The sequence below is a fragment of the Nitrosospira sp. TNL300 genome, from assembly GCF_055385915.1.
This window is the reverse complement of sequence record NZ_AP041005.1, coordinates 547,329-567,104: the sequence shown is the minus strand read 5'-3', so window position 1 is coordinate 567,104 and position 19,776 is coordinate 547,329. Positions and strand designations below refer to the sequence as shown.

Annotated in this window: 14 protein-coding genes, 3 tRNA genes and 3 rRNA genes; 3 read left to right on the top strand and 17 right to left on the bottom strand. The window is 52.7% G+C overall.

Going from position 1 to position 19,776, the window contains the following annotated elements:
* Positions 1 to 14 precede the first annotated feature (14 nt).
* Complete coding sequence (gene cysW / locus ACZ5BW_RS02545) at positions 15 to 896, top strand: sulfate ABC transporter permease subunit CysW (RefSeq protein ID WP_464542212.1); 882 nt, start codon at positions 15 to 17, stop codon at positions 894 to 896.
* On the top strand, positions 893 to 1,975 hold the full coding sequence (locus ACZ5BW_RS02540) for a sulfate/molybdate ABC transporter ATP-binding protein (RefSeq protein WP_464542210.1): 1,083 nt from the start codon (positions 893 to 895) through the stop codon (positions 1,973 to 1,975). Before cysW ends, ACZ5BW_RS02540 begins: the two co-directional genes overlap by 4 nt.
* Positions 1,976 to 2,105: 130 nt before the next feature.
* On the opposite strand, the gene ACZ5BW_RS02535 is transcribed toward ACZ5BW_RS02540, so the two are convergent.
* The 8 genes from ACZ5BW_RS02535 to ACZ5BW_RS02500 form a co-directional block, all read right to left on the bottom strand.
* On the bottom strand, positions 2,106 to 2,540 hold the full coding sequence (locus ACZ5BW_RS02535) for a quinol oxidase (RefSeq protein ID WP_464542208.1): 435 nt from the start codon (positions 2,538 to 2,540) through the stop codon (positions 2,106 to 2,108).
* 142 nt (positions 2,541 to 2,682) lie between these two features.
* Positions 2,683 to 2,795: ribosomal RNA gene (rrf, locus tag ACZ5BW_RS02530) — 5S ribosomal RNA — on the bottom strand.
* A gap of 124 nt (positions 2,796 to 2,919) precedes the next feature.
* A 23S ribosomal RNA gene (locus tag ACZ5BW_RS02525) occupies positions 2,920 to 5,809 on the bottom strand.
* Between the two features lie 396 nt (positions 5,810 to 6,205).
* Positions 6,206 to 6,281: transfer RNA gene (locus tag ACZ5BW_RS02520), tRNA-Ala, on the bottom strand.
* A gap of 7 nt (positions 6,282 to 6,288) precedes the next feature.
* Positions 6,289 to 6,365 (bottom strand) — tRNA-Ile (locus ACZ5BW_RS02515).
* 123 nt (positions 6,366 to 6,488) lie between these two features.
* A 16S ribosomal RNA gene (locus tag ACZ5BW_RS02510) occupies positions 6,489 to 8,024 on the bottom strand.
* The 16S, 23S and 5S rRNA genes sit together here with 2 tRNA genes alongside, the layout of an rRNA operon.
* Before the next feature lie 281 nt (positions 8,025 to 8,305).
* Positions 8,306 to 9,517, bottom strand: coding sequence for a tyrosine--tRNA ligase (gene tyrS, locus ACZ5BW_RS02505; protein WP_464542206.1), 1,212 nt, complete (start codon positions 9,515 to 9,517; stop codon positions 8,306 to 8,308).
* Between the two features lie 17 nt (positions 9,518 to 9,534).
* The gene (locus ACZ5BW_RS02500) at positions 9,535 to 10,152 is read right to left on the bottom strand and encodes a superoxide dismutase (protein ID WP_464542204.1); all 618 of its coding nucleotides are present in this window, start codon (positions 10,150 to 10,152) and stop codon (positions 9,535 to 9,537) included.
* A gap of 351 nt (positions 10,153 to 10,503) precedes the next feature.
* Between ACZ5BW_RS02500 and ACZ5BW_RS02495 the strand changes: the two genes are divergently transcribed.
* Positions 10,504 to 11,766 (top strand): OmpP1/FadL family transporter, encoded by a 1,263-nt coding sequence (locus tag ACZ5BW_RS02495; protein ID WP_464542202.1) that lies wholly within the window; start codon positions 10,504 to 10,506, stop codon positions 11,764 to 11,766.
* A gap of 50 nt (positions 11,767 to 11,816) precedes the next feature.
* On the opposite strand, the gene ACZ5BW_RS02490 is transcribed toward ACZ5BW_RS02495, so the two are convergent.
* The 9 genes from ACZ5BW_RS02490 to pheT all read right to left on the bottom strand — a co-directional run bounded on the left by ACZ5BW_RS02490 (position 11,817) and on the right by pheT (position 19,593).
* Entirely contained in the window at positions 11,817 to 12,242 is a 426-nt protein-coding gene (locus ACZ5BW_RS02490; RefSeq protein ID WP_464542200.1) for a group III truncated hemoglobin, read from the bottom strand.
* A gap of 420 nt (positions 12,243 to 12,662) precedes the next feature.
* A complete protein-coding gene (gene rpoS, locus ACZ5BW_RS02485; protein ID WP_464542198.1) occupies positions 12,663 to 13,616 on the bottom strand; it encodes an RNA polymerase sigma factor RpoS in 954 nt (317 codons plus the stop codon).
* A 15-nt stretch (positions 13,617 to 13,631) separates the two neighbouring features.
* A complete protein-coding gene (locus ACZ5BW_RS02480; RefSeq protein WP_464542196.1) occupies positions 13,632 to 14,543 on the bottom strand; it encodes a peptidoglycan DD-metalloendopeptidase family protein in 912 nt (303 codons plus the stop codon).
* A gap of 207 nt (positions 14,544 to 14,750) precedes the next feature.
* Positions 14,751 to 15,413, bottom strand: a complete 663-nt coding sequence (locus ACZ5BW_RS02475) for a protein-L-isoaspartate(D-aspartate) O-methyltransferase (protein ID WP_464542194.1) — start codon at positions 15,411 to 15,413, stop codon at positions 14,751 to 14,753.
* 27 nt (positions 15,414 to 15,440) lie between these two features.
* Positions 15,441 to 16,208 (bottom strand): 5'/3'-nucleotidase SurE, encoded by a 768-nt coding sequence (gene surE, locus ACZ5BW_RS02470; RefSeq protein ID WP_464542192.1) that lies wholly within the window; start codon positions 16,206 to 16,208, stop codon positions 15,441 to 15,443.
* A gap of 92 nt (positions 16,209 to 16,300) precedes the next feature.
* Positions 16,301 to 16,377: transfer RNA gene (locus tag ACZ5BW_RS02465), tRNA-Pro, on the bottom strand.
* A gap of 129 nt (positions 16,378 to 16,506) precedes the next feature.
* Complete coding sequence (locus ACZ5BW_RS02460; RefSeq protein ID WP_107760865.1) at positions 16,507 to 16,872, bottom strand: MerR family transcriptional regulator; 366 nt, start codon at positions 16,870 to 16,872, stop codon at positions 16,507 to 16,509.
* Positions 16,853 to 17,158 carry an integration host factor subunit alpha gene (locus ACZ5BW_RS02455; protein WP_011379855.1) on the bottom strand — a complete coding sequence of 102 codons (306 nt, stop codon included), beginning with the start codon at positions 17,156 to 17,158 and terminating at the stop codon, positions 16,853 to 16,855. Before ACZ5BW_RS02455 ends, ACZ5BW_RS02460 begins: the two co-directional genes overlap by 20 nt.
* A 50-nt stretch (positions 17,159 to 17,208) precedes the next feature.
* Positions 17,209 to 19,593: a phenylalanine--tRNA ligase subunit beta gene (pheT, locus tag ACZ5BW_RS02450; RefSeq protein ID WP_464542189.1), complete on the bottom strand. Its 2,385-nt coding sequence runs from the start codon at positions 19,591 to 19,593 to the stop codon at positions 17,209 to 17,211.
* Between the last annotated feature and the right edge of the window lie 183 nt (positions 19,594 to 19,776).

Below are 19,776 nucleotides of genomic sequence, written 5' to 3'. Positions count from 1 at the left end.
GTGAGGATATCCTGATGACTGCTATTGCTCTTCCGTTGCCTGTCACTTCAGACCGCGTGCGGCCCGTCGAGGAATCCGTGTGGGTGCGGTGCTCCCTGATCGGACTTGCGCTGGCCTTTCTTACGCTCTTTCTCTTCGTGCCGCTGATATCGGTTTTCTACGAGGCGCTCAGGAAAGGCTGGGATGTCTACATCGCCGCAATTACCGAGCCGGATGCGGTATCCGCCATTCAGCTTACCCTGATGGCAGCCGCCATTGCGGTTCCGCTTAATCTGGTATTCGGTGTAGCGGCAGCATGGGCGATTGCCAAGTTTGAGTTTCGCGGCAAAAACCTGCTGGTCACGCTCATCGATTTGCCGTTTTCGGTTTCGCCTGTCGTGTCCGGACTCATCTATGTGCTTATTTTCGGCTTGCAGGGTTGGCTGGGCCCATGGCTGGCGGAACACGACATCAAGATCATCTTTGCGGTGCCCGGCATTGTGCTGGCGACCATATTCGTTACGGTTCCCTTTATCGCACGCGAACTGATTCCCCTGATGCAATCTCAGGGGAACGAAGAGGAAGAAGCGGCCGTGGTACTCGGGGCGAACGGCTGGCAGATATTCTTCCGGGTAACGCTTCCCAACATTAAATGGGGTCTGCTTTACGGCGTCATCCTTTGTAATGCGCGTGCAATGGGAGAGTTTGGTGCAGTATCGGTGGTATCCGGGCATATCCGGGGGAGCACCAATACCTTGCCGCTGCATGTCGAGATTCTTTATAACGAATATAACTTCGCGGCCGCCTTTGCCGTGGCGTCGCTGCTCGCACTGCTTGCCCTGATCACATTGGCATTGAAGACAATTGTTGAATCAAAAACCGGGGAAAAGCCGGAAACCGGAGGAATACAGGAATGAGCATAGAGATCCGTAATCTTTCCAAACAATTCGGGAGTTTTTCCGCGCTGCGCGACGTGGGCCTGGAAGTAAAATCCGGTGAATTGCTCGCGCTGCTCGGCCCTTCAGGATCGGGAAAAACGACCTTGCTGCGTGTCATTGCGGGACTGGAAGCAGCGGATACCGGTCAGGTGCTGTTCCAGGGCGAAGATGCAACGGATCAGCATGTACGTGAGCGACAGGTTGGCTTTGTATTCCAGCACTACGCCCTTTTCCGGAATATGACCATTTTCGAAAACGTAGCCTTCGGCCTGCGTGTACGTCCGAAAAGATTTCGGCCTTCCGAAGCAGAGATTCGGCAGCGCGTACATGAGTTGCTGAAACTGGTGCAACTGGACTGGCTGGCAGACCGCTACCCGCATCAACTCTCCGGCGGACAGCGCCAGAGAATCGCCCTGGCACGAGCCTTGGCTGTGGAACCGAAGGTTCTGCTGCTCGACGAGCCGTTCGGCGCGCTGGATGCCAAGGTGCGCAAGGAACTGCGTTCATGGCTTAGAAGACTTCACGATGAGATGCACATTACCAGTGTATTCGTCACCCATGACCAGGAAGAGGCATTGGAGGTCGCGGATCGAATCGTGGTCATGAACGAAGGTCGAATCGAGCAGATCGGCACACCGGATGAGGTATACGAGCACCCGGCGAGCCCGTTCGTGTATAAATTCCTGGGCAAGGTGAATCTTTTCCACGGACGACTCCATCGCGGACGCGCCTGGATAGGGGGAATCGAAGTCGACGCACCGGAGCATATCGAAGCCGAAGAGCTCTCAGCAGTAGCCTATGTGCGTCCGCATGACATCCATGTGGATAAGGTGGACAATGCCTTGAATGGGGAGAGAGCAATTGTCGCGCATGTGTCCCACATTCTGTCGGTTGGCCCGGTAGTTCGCCTTGAGCTGATGCGCGATGACGGCAAAGACAAGGAATTGATCGAGGTCGAAATCAGCAGGGAGCGCTTTCGTGAACTGCAGCTGACGCGAGGCGATCAGGTTTTCATCAAACCTTCCCGTTTCGATCTCTTTCCGGCGCAGATACACTGACAAGCTTGGCTGACAGGCTGGGAGGTTTGTTCCGTATTCTTGTGTTATTTCCTGGAACAAGAGGGAACAGGAGTTCGTGCGGGAGCCCTATGAGGGGCAAGCGCATGAGGACAAGCCGCAATCCCGCCGGCTACTTAACAACCTCCAGAACCCCCTCCATCCCGTGCTCCCTGTGGCTCTTGAAAAAGAGCAGCTTCTTTGGACAATAGAAAGCATATTTACCTGGCGCGGTCGGGGTAAAAGTGAATGTTTGGGACTCGCGGCTGAGATCCTCATCGATCGAGATATTCGCTTTGGGAGCCTTGAGCACCAAGCCGTGAGGGATGACGCCCTGTTCTACTCGAACCACAAGCATGACAGGCGCGTTGACTTTGACGATGATGTGTCTGGGTCGGAAAAAATAGTCGCCCGCCAGAATGTTCACATGTTGCACGCCATCACTGCCTATCGTTGCTCGGTAGGGCTCATTTTCCGACTGAGCCCTTACCCGTCCTGCTAGGAAGCAGATCGCCAACACCAGTAACAGGGATAAAAATCGGGGGAATAAAAATCGTTGTGGTTTCATGATGATTTCCTCGCCTGAGGATTTCCTTGTCATGAGATGCTGAAATTCGACGGGGAAACTTGCACATGCAAGAATATGCTGATTCCGACACACCAACAAAAAAGCCCCGACTCTCGCGAGTCGGGGCTTTTTTCTATAAGGTGCCTGGCAGTGACCTACTTTCGCATGTGAAAACACACTATCATCGGCGCGACTTCGTTTCACGACCCTGTTCGGGATGGGAAGGGGTGGGTCCAAAGTGCTATGACCGCCAAGCGTAACTTTTAATGGAATCCGACAAAAGCAGTGAGAAACTCTGGCTTCTATCGAAAACCGCAATCTTGAAGAAGTAAATGGGATGATTGTATCTGATAAACACCTTGTTATTGCTTAAGGTTATAGGATCAAGCCGCACGGTCAATTAGTATCGGTTAGCTTAACGCATTACTGCGCTTCCACACCCGACCTATCAACGTCGTAGTCTTCGACGAACCTTTAGGGGGGTTTAACCCCCGGGAAGTCTCATCTTGAGGCGAGTTTCCCGCTTAGATGCTTTCAGCGGTTATCTCTTCCACACTTAGCTACCCGGCGATACGACTGGCGTCATAACCGGTACACCAGAGGTGCGTCCACTCCGGTCCTCTCGTACTAGGAGCAGGTCCTCTCAAACTTCCAACGCCCACGGCAGATAGGGACCAAACTGTCTCACGACGTTTTAAACCCAGCTCACGTACCACTTTAAATGGCGAACAGCCATACCCTTGGGACCGGCTACAGCCCCAGGATGTGATGAGCCGACATCGAGGTGCCAAACTCCCCCGTCGATATGAACTCTTGGGAGGAATCAGCCTGTTATCCCCGGCGTACCTTTTATCCGTTGAGCGATGGCCCTTCCATACAGAACCACCGGATCACTATGACCTGCTTTCGCATCTGCTCGACTTGTCAGTCTCGCAGTCAAGCACGCTTTTGCCATTGCACTATCAGCACGATTTCCGACCGTACCTAGCGTACCTTCGTACTCCTCCGTTACACTTTGGGAGGAGACCGCCCCAGTCAAACTGCCTACCATACACGGTCCCCGATCCAGATAATGGACCCAGGTTAGAACCCCAACAACACCAGGGTGGTATTTCAAGGTTGGCTCCATGAGCTCTAGCGAGCCCACTTCAATGCCTCCCACCTATCCTACACAGATGTTGTCAAGGTCCAATGTAAAGCTACAGTAAAGGTGCACGGGGTCTTTCCGTCTAGCCGCGGGGAGATTGCATCTTCACAAACATTTCAACTTCGCTGAGTCTCAGGAGGAGACAGTGTGGCCATCGTTACGCCATTCGTGCAGGTCGGAACTTACCCGACAAGGAATTTCGCTACCTTAGGACCGTTATAGTTACGGCCGCCGTTTACCGGGGCTTCGATCAAGAGCTTGCACCCCATCACTTAACCTTCCGGCACCGGGCAGGCGTCACACTCTATACGTCCACTTTCGTGTTTGCAGAGTGCTGTGTTTTTATTAAACAGTCGCAGCCACCATTTTTTTGCAACCCCCTTCCGCTTCACGCGCGAGGCGCTACACGTACCGAGGGCACACCTTATCCCGAAGTTACGGTGTCAATTTGCCGAGTTCCTTCTCCTGAGTTCTCTCAAGCGCCTTGGAATTTTCATCCCGCCCACCTGTGTCGGTTTTCGGTACGGTCTTCGTTCAACTGAAGCTTAGTGGCTTTTCCTGGAAGCAGGGTATCACTCACTTGGCACCCCGAAGGGTGTTTCGTTATCACGCCTCAACTAAGCCGCCCGGATTTGCCTAAGCAGCACGTCTACACGCTTCAACCGGGACATCCAACACCCGGCCGAGCTAACCTTCTCCGTCCCCACATCGCATTGAACAAAGGTACTGGAATATTAACCAGTTTCCCATCAGCTACGCATTTCTGCCTCACCTTAGGGGCCGACTCACCCTGCGCCGATGAACGTTGCGCAGGAAACCTTGGGCTTACGGCGAGGGAGCCTTTCACTCCCTTTATCGCTACTCATGTCAGCATTCGCACTTCCGATACCTCCAGCAGCCTTCTCAAGCCACCTTCGCAGGCCTACGGAACGCTCTCCTACCATCTACACTTGCGTGTAGATCCCTAGCTTCGGTGCACAGTTTGAGCCCCGTTACATCTTCCGCGCAGGACGACTCGATCAGTGAGCTATTACGCTTTCTTTAAAGGATGGCTGCTTCTAAGCCAACCTCCTGACTGTTTTAGCCTTCCCACTTCGTTTGCCACTTAACTGTGTCTTTGGGACCTTAGCTGAGGGTCTGGGTTGTTTCCCTCTCGACACCGGACGTTAGCACCCGATGTCTGTCTCCCACGCTCGCACTCTTCGGTATTCGGAGTTTGCCATGGTTTGGTAGGCCTAAACGGCCCCCTAGCCATAACAGTGCTCTACCCCCGAAGGTGATACGTGAGGCACTACCTAAATAGTTTTCGGAGAGAACCAGCTATTTCCAGATTTGTTTAGCCTTTCACCCCTACCCACAGCTCATCCCCTAATTTTTCAACATTAGTGGGTTCGGACCTCCACGAGGTGTTACCCCCGCTTCATCCTGGCCATGAGTAGATCATCTGGTTTCGGGTCTACACCCAGCAACTAATCGCCCTATTAAGACTCGCTTTCGCTGTGCCTCCCCTATTCGGTTAAGCTCGCTACTGAATGTAAGTCGCTGACCCATTATACAAAAGGTACGCAGTCACGGAACAAGTCCGCTCCCACTGTTTGTATGCATGCGGTTTCAGGATCTATTTCACTCCCCTCCCGGGGTTCTTTTCGCCTTTCCCTCACGGTACTGGTTCACTATCGGTCGATTACGAGTATTTAGCCTTGGAGGATGGTCCCCCCATATTCAGACAGGATTTCACGTGTCCCGCCCTACTTGTCCCAATCCTAGTTCCACACTCAAACTTTCGCCTACGGGGCTATCACCCACTATGGCCCGACTTTCCAGACGGTTCGACTAGTTCGAGTGCTAAAAATTGGAGGCTGCTCCCATTTCGCTCGCCACTACTCTGGGAATCTCGGTTGATTTCTTTTCCTCTGGCTACTTAGATGTTTCAGTTCACCAGGTTCGCCACGCTTGGCCTATATATTCAGCCAAGGTTGACCCTTGCGGGCCGGGTTTCCCCATTCGGACATCTCCGGATCAAAGCTTGTTTGCCAGCTCCCCGAAGCTTTTCGCAGGCTTCCACGTCCTTCATCGCCTGTAATCGCCAAGGCATCCACCACATGCACTTATTCGCTTGATCCTATAACCTTAAGGGCTTTAGAAGCCGAATCGGATGTCGTTGAAAAACCAACTCCTCTTCATCTTCCAAACCGCGGTTACAGGTGTTTGCTTCGCATCGCATCCGACTAAAAATACGATACGTCGATACAATCTAACCCATTATTCCGTTTCTCGGAAAAACGCAGCCTTAAAGACAATATATCCGTCGGGCAACGTATCCTTCGATACGGAATATTTACTTCTTCCAGATTGTTAAAGAACGTCGGGAACTAAATACAAGGAATTCAGGGTTGAATAAAACACCCTCGAAAACCCGAATGCTCCCGAAATACAGCCGCTGGTTAAAAACCAGAAGTAAACCCTTCCGTTTACTTCTGGCTTCTAATTAGATAATTTAGATAATTGCTTTTCTGATTGGTGGAGGTGAACGGGATCGAACCGATGACCCCCTGCTTGCAAAGCAGGTGCTCTCCCATCTGAGCTACACCCCCTTTTAGTTGGTGGGTCTGGGTGGACTTGAACCACCGACCCCACGCTTATCAAGCGTGTGCTCTAACCAACTGAGCTACAGACCCTGAACAGAGCCTGGAAACAAAGAGATGGCCTTTTGTGGTTCTCAAGCCTATTTCCTTATCCCCCTAGCCTTGCTTTTCTAAACAACCGATAGGTTGTGGGCACTCAAACGGGAATTTCTCTAGAAAGGAGGTGATCCAGCCGCAGGTTCCCCTACGGCTACCTTGTTACGACTTCACCCCAGTCATGAATCTCACCGTGGCAGGCGCCCTCCTTGCGGTTAGACTACCTGCTTCTGGTGAAACCCACTCCCATGGTGTGACGGGCGGTGTGTACAAGACCCGGGAACGTATTCACCGCGACATGCTGATCCGCGATTACTAGCGATTCCGACTTCACGGAGTCGAGTTGCAGACTCCGATCCGGACTACGACGCGCTTTCTGAGATTAGCTCCCCCTCGCGGGTTGGCAACCCTCTGTACGCGCCATTGTATTACGTGTGAAGCCCTACCCATAAGGGCCATGAGGACTTGACGTCATCCCCACCTTCCTCCGGTTTGTCACCGGCAGTTTCATTAAAGTGCCCAACTGAATGATGGCAATTAATGACAAGGGTTGCGCTCGTTGCGGGACTTAACCCAACATCTCACGACACGAGCTGACGACAGCCATGCAGCACCTGTGTTGCCGTTCCCTTTCGGGCACATCCACCTCTCGGCGGACTTCGGCACATGTCAAGGGTAGGTAAGGTTTTTCGCGTTGCATCGAATTAATCCACATAATCCACCGCTTGTGCGGGTCCCCGTCAATTCCTTTGAGTTTTAATCTTGCGACCGTACTCCCCAGGCGGTCAACTTCACGCGTTAGCTGCGTTACCAAGTCCGTTAAGACCCGACAACTAGTTGACATCGTTTAGGGCGTGGACTACCAGGGTATCTAATCCTGTTTGCTCCCCACGCTTTCGTGCCTGAGCGTCAGTGTTAACCCAGGGGGCTGCCTTCGCCATCGGTGTTCCTCCACATCTCTACGCATTTCACTGCTACACGTGGAATTCCACCCCCCTCTGCCACACTCTAGCCTTGTAGTTTCAAACGCAGTTCCCAGGTTAAGCCCGGGGATTTCACATCTGACTTACAAAACCGCCTGCGCACGCTTTACGCCCAGTAATTCCGATTAACGCTCGCACCCTACGTATTACCGCGGCTGCTGGCACGTAGTTAGCCGGTGCTTCTTCTTCCGGTACCGTCAGTAGTCACGGGTATTAACCGTGACCGTTTCGTTCCGGCTGAAAGAGCTTTACAACCCGAAGGCCTTCTTCACTCACGCGGCATGGCTGGATCAGGGTTTCCCCCATTGTCCAAAATTCCCCACTGCTGCCTCCCGTAGGAGTCTGGGCCGTGTCTCAGTCCCAGTGTGGCTGGTCGTCCTCTCAGACCAGCTACTGATCGACGCCTTGGTAAGCCTTTACCTCACCAACTAGCTAATCAGACATCGGCCGCTCCAAAAGCGCAAGGTCTTGCGATCCCCTGCTTTTCTCCTCGGAGATTATGCGGTATTAGCACACCTTTCGGTGCGTTATCCCCCACTTAAGGATACGTTCCGATGTATTACTCACCCGTTCGCCACTCGCCACCAGGGTTGCCCCCGTGCTGCCGTTCGACTTGCATGTGTAAAGCATGCCGCCAGCGTTCAATCTGAGCCAGGATCAAACTCTTCAGTTCAATACTGGTAAAACTCTCGCTTGACGTTATTCGATTCTGTTTCTCCCGAGTGATCGGGATGATCAGAACCTTGGTACGTTGTGCGAGCACTTCGACTCTTGGAACTGGCTGTTTCGCTAAAAACACGAAACAGCCATATGTCCCGTTCAAGTGCCCACACCTATCGGCTGTAAATTTTTAAAGAGCGATGCTGGCTGACAAACTTTGTAACCAATGTCAGCTAGCGAAAGGCGGCATTATACAGACGCCAGACACCCGGTCAAGGGTTTTTGATAAATTTTTTATTTTTCTTCGGAGATTGTTACTCTGGCAAACTTCCGCTTGCCCACCTGCACTACCACCATTTGACCACAGGGCAGCCTGAAAGTTTTGTCGCTCACCTTTTCGCCATTCAATTTTACACCACCTTGCTCGATCATGCGCAAGGCTTCCGTAGTGCTGGCGGTAAGGCCCGCTTGTTTGAGCAACTGGGCTATCGGCAGTCCCTCTTTCCCGGCCTGCAGTATCTTTTCCGGCAGATCATCCGGGATTCCTCCCCGCCTGAAGCGTGATTCAAAATCGGCGAGAGCGACCTCGGCATCCTGCCTGCTATGAAAGCGGGCAACGATCTCCTGCGCAAACGTTACCTTGATGTCGCGAGGATTGCGTCCGTTCCTTACATCCTGCTGCCACTGACGAACGACGCTCAACGGCTCGAACGACAACAACTCAATATACCGCCACATCAATTCGTCGGAAATAGACATCAACTTGCCGAACATGTTCCCCGGACTCTCGGTGATTCCGATGTAGTTGCCGGCTGACTTGGACATTTTATTGACGCCGTCCAGCCCTTCGAGAAGCGGCATTGTGATAACGCATTGCGGCGCTTGCCCGAAGTGTTTCTGCAACTCCCGTCCCATCAGCAAATTGAATTTCTGGTCGGTGCCTCCCAGCTCGATGTCCGCGTGGAGCGCGACCGAATCATAGCCTTGAATCAGCGGGTATAAAAATTCATGGATGGCAATGGGCTTGTTGCTTTGGTAACGCTTGCCAAAATCGTCCCGCTCCAGCATACGCGCGACCGTATGAGTTGCAGCCAGTTTGATCAGATCGACGGCATTCAGCTTATCCATCCATGCAGAATTGAATACCACCTCAGTCTGCTCACGTTTAAGGATGCGGAACACCTGGTCCTGGTAGGATTTAGCATTCTCGGCTACCTGCTCGCGGGAAAGTGGAGGACGCGTCGTATTCTTGCCACTGGGATCGCCGATCATGCCTGTGAAGTCGCCAATCAGGAATAGGGCGTGATGCCCTAAATCCTGTAAATGGCGCATTTTATTCAGCAGAACGGCATGACCCAGATGCAAGTCAGGTGCTGTAGGATCGAATCCAGCCTTGATTCTGAGTGGACGATTCAGGGCAAGCTTCTGCTCCAGCTCGTCTTCCAGCAAAAGCTCGCTGCAACCACGCTTGATGATTTCGACTTGTTCTGAAATTGGTATCGTCACATCAGCAGGTCGCGGTATTATTTATCGTTGTCAGCGGCAAAGCCCCAGTTGATCAGCTTGTCGAGCACGGCATTGACATAATCCGCGCGTCGGTTCTGGTAATCAAGGTAGTAGGCGTGTTCCCAGACATCGATCGTTAAGAGCGGCTTCATTCCTTTTGTGAGCGGCAGATCTGCGTTACCCGTCTTTATCACCTGCAGCTTGTCGCCATCGTTTACCAGCCATGCCCATCCGCTGCCGAACTGGGTTGTGGCTGCCGTCGCCAGTTCCTTTTTGCACACTTCCACGCTGCCGAAAGCAGTCTCGATTTTTTGCTTCAGCGAGGTGGGTGGCTCGCCCCCGCCCTTGGGCGACAAACTGTTCCAGTAAAAGGTATGGTTCCACACCTGGGCGGCGTTATTGAAAATCCCTACCTTGTCTGCCTTGCCCGCCGTGGAAGTGATGATCTCCTCCAGAGACAGATCCGCCAGATCCGTACCTGCAACCAGCTTGTTGAGATTGTCGACATATGTCTTGTGATGTTTCCCGTAGTGAAAGCCAAGCGTATTTGCCGAAATGACGGGGTCCAGTGCGTTATCCGCATAGGGTAAAGGTGGCAGAACATACGGGGCGCTACCGGTATTTTGATTGCTCATTGTTTTCACTCCCATGTGGTGACATAAAAATTTGATCGGTTCCGCGCTTTCCTCTGAAACTTTGACAAGAGGTCAGCGCATCCTGATACCTGACATACTGGTCATCTCCCGCAAAATAGAGCTGATGATACGGATAAAAACGGAGGCAGAGTTTTCAGTTCTATTTCGCAATGCACTTGCAAGAAAAATTATATTTATGAGAGCAAGTATATCCGAAAACAGGAATACCTACCCAGCGCTGGCTCAGGGCAGAATTTTTAACAAGAACCGAAATATCGACTATGCTTGATTACGTGTGCAAGCATCGATAACCGGTAGTAACAGAACTTCTCAAATCAGCAGGCCCAAGTCATGCAACCCTCCAGATTACTATTGATGCCTTTGCTGTTGACAGGAACTATGTTCGTCGCCGACGGCGCTGTCGCGGCAGGATTCGCTCTGCAAAACCAGAATGGAGCCGGAAACGGCTACGCCTATGCCGGCGCGGCGGCTGTCGCGCAAGATGCATCCACGATTTATTTCAATCCCGCTGGCATGACCTACCTTGCTCCCGGGCATCATGTTTCCGGAGCGGGCAACCTGCTCATCCGCTCCTTGAGATTCAAGGATACAGGCAGCAGTCCTTTCCTCAGCTATCCCTTGGGTGATAATGGCGGTCAGGCTGGAGGCCTTTCGGTAGTTCCCGCTGTTTACTGGAGCATGTCGCTGGGTTCTGCCTTCCGCCTCGGATTGGGAGTATCCCCCACCTTTGGCAACTCCACGGAATGGAACAAGACTTTTATCGGCCGTTACCAGGGAAGATTCTCTGAAATATTGGCGATTAATTTCAATCCGAGCTTTGCCTGGCAGCTGAGCGAGGATGTCTCGATTGGCGCGGGCTTGAATATCGTGAAGTTTGACGCGGATCTGCGCAGCATGGTGCCCGTAACATCCCTGCTGCCCCTCCCGGTAGACGTTGAAACAAAGATGAAAGGGAATGATGTAGGCTTTGGCTATAACCTGGGCGTCATGTTCCGGTTTTCACCGTCCACGCGCATGGGGCTGACTTACAGATCGACAGTGGATTTGAAAGTTGACGGCAACCTGAGCGCGCCTGGCACTGTCATTCCTGCTTCGGTCGCTCTCGAGCTTCCAAACAGTGCGTCGCTGGCAATTTCACACATGATGAGCGATCGATTGCGATTGCTTGCAGACCTGACCTGGACAGGCTGGGGCCATGTGCCGGCAATTGTCGCCATGAATCGCGCTTCCGGCGCCATTCTCGCAGATGAACGGCTGGGATTCGAAGACAGTTTCCGCGTGGGTCTTGGTACACAATATCAGTATACGGACCGCCTTCGACTCCATGCCGGTTTCGCCTACGACCAAGCCCCCGTGCGTAACGCCAGGGATCGATCCGTACGCCTGCCGGACTCCGATCGTTTCTGGTTAGCGGTGGGCCTCAACCAGAAACTTGGCGAACGAACGTCGATCGACGTGGGGTATTCACATGTGTTCTTCAAAGGAGCGGAGATCGAGCGCTCCACCTTCCCGAACCCATCGCTTCAGGTAGTACGCGGCTCATTCAACACGAACGCACACATCATTTCCCTTCAACTCAATCACCACTTCTGATTTCGTCGGGACGACCGTACATCCGTTGTTAGCGGCTCCCGGAGTAGGGACTAAGCTCCGCAGAGCTCCACCAGCTGCCTGTTGGGGTAGCGCTCCATTTGATACCTTAGCCAAAGCCTGCTGCCGATATGCCGCGCCAGCATATCCGCATTGAACTGTAAATCGGCATTTTCCATTTCGCTCGTGGTCTGGTGAAAAAGTTGAAGCCATCGTTCGAATAATTCCGGCTTCAGTCCGGGCAGGGCTACGTGCTTAGGCATGGGCGCGCCACGAAACCTGCTTGTTCCCCGCAGCTTCATCGACCAGAAATTGATCATCTGCACGAAATGCGCGTCCCAGTCAGCAACATGAGCCTCGAAGATCGGGCCGAGTAGCGGATCTTTTCTGGCCGTTGCATAAAACGTATGAACTAGATAGGAAATCTCTTCTTCTGTACACAACCCCGGATCGGGGGCAAAAAATTGTGGTTCAGACATGGCGGTGATTGTGATATATCTTGGAAAGTGAGAATTTCATCGCAAAAGGCGATGTCGGGACTTAGCTCTGATTTATATTCGAAAGCGGGATTTACACTTAGCCTTACTTACTACTTACTTTACTTGGAAATGGTTTGGGAGCGAAGCCGAACCCTAGCCAAACCTCAAGTATATCCTTTACTTTAGACAAGCATGAATGTCATAAGTTCGGTAATCAAAGTTTAAACCAAAGAGTTTAAACAGTCCAAACCGAACGAGATGGGTGAAATGACTTGTGAAATGAAAGTTTGTCGCCGCAGCGATCAAACCAGAGTCGAGTACCGGGGGTTGAAGACTCCAAAAGGTTGAAAACTTAAGGAATCGCTGAATAAATCCCCCAGTGGCGCAACGCGCGCTACGGAAGATCTGATCAGCGGTTCCTCAAAATACGCCGTCCTTCGATACGCCCTCGCACCTCAGTATCATACGCAAGGTTTGCAGCGCTTCCAGTTGAATCTGGCGCACGCGTTCGCGTGTAAGATCGAGACTTGCGGCCAGTTGCTCCAAGGTCTGGGTTTCATAACCGTTGAGCCCGTAGCGCTGCTCGATGATATAGCGTTGTTTATCATTTAACCGGTTTAACCAATCCTGTACGCGACCTTTTATCTCGGACTGCTCCCACATAAGGTCGGGACCGGGACTCTGGTCATCCGCAATTGCATCGCCGATCGACAGCAATGGATCAACATCGAGCGGCGCGTCCAATGACATCATGCTCTGGTTCAAAGACAACATTCTTTGCACTTCCTTGACCCTCCGCCCCAGCAGGTGGGCGACATCCTCCGCTTTGGGTTCTTTTCCTGTATGTGCTTCAAGGTGGCGGGCAGCCTGCAATATGATGTTCAAATCCTTGATGACATGGACCGGAAGACGAATGGTGCGCGACTGATTCATGATGCAACGCTCGATATTCTGTCGTATCCACCAGGTCGCATAGGTCGAAAAACGGAACCCTCGTTCGGGATCGAATTTATCAAGCGCGTGCATCATCCCCATGTTGCCTTCTTCTATCAGATCGAGCAGGGCGACGCCATGATTAGTGTAATGTTTTGCTATATTGACCACCAGTCGCAAATTACACTCGATCATTTTCTGCCGTGCGGCAAAATCGTTCTGTCTGACGCGGCGAGTCAATTCCGCTTCTTCCTTCGCGGTCAGCAGAGCGTTATGGCCAATCTCGTTGAAATAGATTTGAGTAACATCGGTCAATAGAAAGTCGTTGGATGTGTCCGTTACTGCTCTGGAGGGCGTGCCGGCAACCTCATCATCCTGCTCCAGTGAATCCTCCTTCTCGAAGAGTTCTTCCTCGTCAGTGTATTCTTGCTGGTTTATCATGAGCTCGTCCTCGATTCATCCGGATATACCCGGTAAATATTTCAGAGGATCGACCGGCTTGCCATTCTTTCGAATTTCGAAATGGAGCTTGACAAGACCAGCGTCCGTGCTTCCCATCTCAGCAATTTTCTGTCCTTTGATCACCGTCTCCCCTTCCTTCACGAGGAGTTTGCTGTTATGTGCGTAAGCGCTGAGATAGGTTTCGTTGTGCTTGATAATGATCAGTTTGCCGTACCCGCGCAGACCCTCACCGCTATAAACCACTTTCCCTCCTGCGGATGCGGTTACCGCTTGTCCTCTCATTCCAACGATATCGATGCCTTTGGTGCTTTCCGAGAAGAGGTCGGATACCCTGCCTTTGGAGGGCCATACCCATTCGCCATGAGCATTATTTCTGACAGCTTCCGCCGGAGGGATGGAAATCGTGCTGATTTCGGGAGGCATAGTTTTTTCGATAGCCGGCGCGGCCTTTACCACCGTTACCGGCAGAGCTGTATCCGCCCGGCTTTTCACCTGCGCAAGGGCCTGTTCCGAGTAAGGCAGCTTGAGGGCTTTTGGTTCTGTTTTCAGCTTCCCCACCGGGATCGGTTGTCTTGCTTCCGGCATCGACATACTGTCTTGTCTGATTTGTGCCGGCGATGCTGGCGCTACTACGGACGAAGATGGGGCGGACTCCTGAATGGCGAACAGGGTTGGCTGGGCCGCTACCGGCCCCTCGGGAGATAAAAAGATTTCCTGGCCAATCCGGATTGCGCCTGGATCAGGAAGGTTGTTCCACGCCGCCAGATCCCTGGGATTAATATTGTTGCTCGTCGCAATGCTGTAGAGCGTGTCTCCTTTGCGAACGATATGCACGCCAGGTCGTTGAGGCTGAGAATATGTTGAAACGGCATTTTTTTGCCGATCCGGCACGGCCTTGTTACTCATTGGCCCCTGACGAGGGGTGGATGAACAACCTGCAATCAGCAAGCATAATGCGAGGGACAGACAGTATGGGATAACATATCGCTGCGCGAAAAATGTGCGAGGAAGATCTTCGTCAAGGCCGGAAAGATTACTGCTCAGACTCATATACCTGATTCGTGTAGCACTCATTGTTGTCTCGTTTCCCTCGCTCGATATCGTTGCAGTTTCCTAACGCTGCCAGATTCCCGGTATCATTGGGACAAACTTGACTTCGTCCAGTATTGTCTCAGTATAACCTTGCAAGTTGCGTTCGATAACGCACAAAACTTGCTCACTGGTTCCCCTGGGAAATACCATTCTGCCACGAATGGCTAATTGTTCAAGTAGTGCTGGAGGTATGTGTGGTGTTGCAGCCGTGAGAATGATTCCGTCAAACGGCGCTGCCTCGGAAAGGCCAAGCAGACCGTCAGCATGCCTCAGGCGCACATTGTTGATGCGCAACTCTCCTAACCGTCCGCGAGTGCGCGTCAGCAGAGGCCCGATTCGCTCGACCGAATAGACTTCCCGCGAGAATTGCGCCAGTATCGCAGTCTGATAGCCGGAACCCGTACCAATCTCAAGCACCTTGCCAGGATTGGAACCTGCGCGCAGCAACTGGCTCATTCTCGCCACAGTGAACGGATTCGAAATCGTCTGCTCGAAATTGATCGGCAACGCGACGTCGTCGTAAGCACGGTTTGCCAGTACTTCCTCCACAAAGATGTGACGAGGAACGGTAATCATGGCCGCGAGCACTGCTTCATCCGTGACACCCTGCGTGCGCAGCCGCTCAACCATGCGCGCCCGTGTGCGCTGTGAAGTCATGCCGATTCCGGAATGGTGAACGTTCAATCCCGATCTGCCTTGAACACCTGGCCTTCAACTCCGCGTGCTGGCAAGAGCGTGGCCGTTCAGCCATTCCTTTACCGCGTCCAACTGCCCATACCGCGTGAGGTCGATCTGCAATGGGGTCACCGATACGCGGTTGCGCTGAATCGCGAGAAAATCTGTTCCCTCTCCGGCATCCTGCGCGGGTCCTGCCGCACCCACCCAATATACTGTCTCGCCGCGTGGGGTTTTATATTTTACTACGGGTTCCGCTTTATGTCGGCGCCCCAGCCGCGTAACCTCCAGGCCCTGCAACTCATCGTACGGGATATCAGGCACGTTAACGTTCAGCAGCACCGGTCCATGAAGTTTATCTGTTTCAAAGCGACGCACTATTTCAGTTGCGACACGCGCGGCAGTAGGAAAATTTCCGGCCGAAAAACCGGCGAGTGAAATGGCAAGGGAAGGTACACCAAGTAAAAAGCCTTCAGTAGCCGCCGCTACCGTCCCGGAATAAATGGTGTCATCCCCCATATTGGCGCCATCGTTGATTCCGGATACGACCATGTCAGGCAGGGTATCGAGCATGCCTGTAACCGCCAGATGCACGCAGTCTGTGGGCGTGCCATTGACGTAATAGAACCCGTTGTGGGATTTGCGAAGACTGAGAGGCCGGTCCAGCGTAAGCGAATTGCTGGCGCCGCTTCGGTCGCGCTCCGGGGCAACGACTACGACGTCCGCAATGGCGGAAAGCGCTTCCGCAAGACAAGAGAGACCTGGCGCAAAATACCCATCGTCGTTACTGAGCAGTATGCGCATTTGAACATGCCCCAGGTGATCGTTTCAGCTTATAGGGAAGATAGATGCGCTCAACCCCACTGCGCATGACAGTACTTGTTGATAAGCTTGACTGGTCGGGGCGAGAGGATTTGAACCTCCGACCACTTGCACCCCATGCAAGTACGCTACCAGGCTGCGCTACGCCCCGACGTGGCGAATTATAACAATAAACCCGAAAGGTTAGAAACCTGCGGATAGTCCTCAACGGACATCAGTCGAATGTCAGCCAGCGCTTTACCAACATCTTGCAGTCCATGAAATTGAAAAAAGAGAGAGCTCAGGAGCGGAGCAACCCCAGCACATCCTGGATCTCGCTCCGTAGCGATGCCAGATCGATAGATGAGGAAAGTGAGGCAACCGGCATGGGATTGACGAAACCCTGCCCCAGGCGGGCGCGTGCGCCATGGATGGTAAAGCCCTGCTCATAGAGCAACTCCCGAATACGGCGAATCAGCAGCACTTCGTGGTGTTGATAGTAGCGCCGATTGCCTCGGCGCTTGACTGGTTTCAGTTGCGTAAACTCCTGCTCCCAATAACGCAATACATGCGGCTTTACACCGCATAGTTCGCTTACTTCGCCAATCGTGAAATAGCGTTTGGCTGGAATAGGGGTAAGCGGGGTATCAGGCGTTATCTTTGCCATGCTGATTCTTTTCAACCATCGCCTTCAGTTTCTGGCTTGCGTGGAAAGTAACTACCCTGCGGGCAGTGATAGGAATTTCTTCACCTGTTTTGGGATTTCGGCCGGGACGCTGGGGCTTGTCGCGTAACTGGAAATTGCCGAACCCCGATAGCTTGACCCCGTCGCCATTTTGCAGCGCAATGCGAACTTCTTCGTAAAAAGACTCCACCATGTCCTTGGCTTCGCGTTTGTTGAAACCGACTTTTTCAAAGAGTAAATCCGCCAGCTCGGCCTTTGTTAAGGTCATAGTCTCCCTCTCACTTTTATTACTCTCAAACATCGTGTTCTATCTTCCGGTCAACTGCGCAGTCTTGCCCCAAACCTGTTTTCAAGAACACTTATCAGCTTTGCGACTGCCTGATCAGCTTGTGCGTCAGTTAAAGTTTTTTCAGTATCTTGTAATAACATACGGAATGCAAGACTTTTTTTGTCGCTTTCCACCCCTTTTCCCTGGTATACATCAAAGAGCGCAATTTCAGAAATGATGGATAATTTCTCGCTCCGCATGCTGTCCAGTATCGCCTGCACGCTGACATCCTTCGGCACGAGCACAGCGATATCGCGCCGGATCGGGGGATATTTGGAAATTTCGGAAGCCTTTGGCAGCATGCGCGCCAGCAGAATATCCATGTTCAATTCGAATAGGACGACGGATCGCGGCAGACCCAGTTTCTGTTGCCAGCGGGGATGAAGCTCCCCCAGAAAACCGCCAATACGACCATTTATGGAAATCTCCGCGGACTTGCCCGGATGCAGGGCTGGATGACGCACGGCAGTGGCGCTAAGCTCTCCTGGCCACAACAGCGCCTCAACATCGGCTTTTGCATCATAGAAATCCACCGGGCGGGCAGGCAAGCCCCACTGCTCCTCCACGACGTCCCCATAGCAGAGTCCTGCCAGCTTTTCCTGTTGCGAGTAGGTCTGCCCATCTTTCTGGAAGCAACCGCCGATTTCAAACAGGCGAATCCTGGATTGTTTACGGTTGAGATTGAACTGGAGATTAGAGATGAGCCCCCCCAAAAGGCTGCTGCGCATCACCGCCAATTGATTGGATAAAGGGTTCTTCAACGCGATAGGCGTTCTGTTGCCTGCCAACTCCGTTTCCCACGAGGTTTCGACGAAAGCATAATTAATGACTTCCTGGTAATCCCGCCCCACCAGAATTTGTCGCAGGCTTGATCGCGTTCGCCGGGTTTCGGGCGCAGGAAGTATGTCGAGTTTCGCTCGCGGCATGGTCGCAGCTATACGGTTGTATCCGTACATACGCGCCAACTCCTCGATCAGGTCTTCTTCTATGGCAAGATCGAATCGGTAAGTTGGAGGCGTCACGTAAAATACCGAGTCCGTATTCAGAAAACCGAACTGCAGTCGGTGCAACAGCTCCGCCACGTGGCCTTCATCCAGTTCCACGCCCAATACTCGTCCGACTCGCTCCAGATCAAGGCGGATGGGGTCACGCGCTGGCAAACTCCCGCGGAGTTCAGTAATTGGTCCGGCCCTGCCCCCGCAGATATCCAGAATCAGGCTGGTTGCGCGCTCCATTGCTGCACGTGTGGCGCCAAAATCGACGCCCCGTTCGAACCGATAGGCCGAATCCGAACTGAACCCGAGCGAGAAGGATTTGCCGGCGATAACGTCGGGGCTGAAAAAAGCGCTCTCCAGAAACAAGTCGATGGCCCCAGGTGTGACTCCACTTTCATTCCCGCCCATGATACCGGCCAGCGCCAGCGGCTTGGCCTCATCTGCGATAACCAGCATATCGGGTTGCAGCACAAGATTCTCGCCATTCAGCAATTCGATACTTTCCCCCGGTCTGGCGAACCTGATATGAATGGAACCGGCGAGGCCACCCTGTATCCTTGCAAGATCAAAAGCGTGCAGGGGCTGACCAGTCTCCAGCATGACATAATTGGTCACATCCACCACCGCGTTGATAGCGCGCAACCCGCCGCGTTCCAGTCGCTGCACCATCCATTGCGGCGTAGCGACATCAAGAGAAATGCCGCGTACTACCCGACCACAATAGAGTGGACAGGCGGCAGCCGCGTCCACATGTATTGCCAGGGTTTCGGCAATCTGTGCTGGCACAGGCTTAATTTCGGCGGTTTGGAGATTTTGGGAAGTAATTGCCGCCACTTCTCTTGCTATGCCGGATAACCCCAGGCAATCGCCGCGGTTCGGCGTGAGTTTGAGAGCGAGAAGGTTGTCTTCGAGGTCATAATAGGCGCGAAAATCTGTTCCAACTGGCGCATCGGACGGAAGCAGCAGCAGACCGGACGAAGCATCCTCCAATCCTAGTTCTTTGGCTGAACACAACATTCCCGTGGATTCGACTCCGCGTATCCTGGTCTGCTTTATGAACATACCCGGCAATTGCGCTCCCGGAAGAGCGCATGGCACTTTTATACCAGCATGAACATTGGTGGCGCCGCAGACAATCTGCAGGGGCGCATTATTTCCTGCATTATCTGCTTCGGTTCTCACCTCGCAAACCTGCAGATGATCCGCACCGGGATGTTTCTGGACGGACAACACTTCCGCTACCACCACCTTGTCAAAGGCCGGCGCAACCGGCTGGACGCTCTCGACTTCCAGTCCTGCCATGGTCAGCGCATGGGCAAGATCACGCGTCGATAAGGGAGGGTTTACAAAAGTACGCAGCCAGTTTTCTGAAAATTTCATAAATTTTACCGTTCAGCGGAGAAATGAACGTCGTCCTGGGTCTTGTATCCAGCTTTGAATACTCTCACACACTGACCCTGCGACCAAAGATCGCTCCGCAGTCACTCTTAAGTGATCTGAATCCTGCCGCATGTCACCATGCATTATTTTTCGTGTGGATTTTTTATATTTTTTCTTTTTATA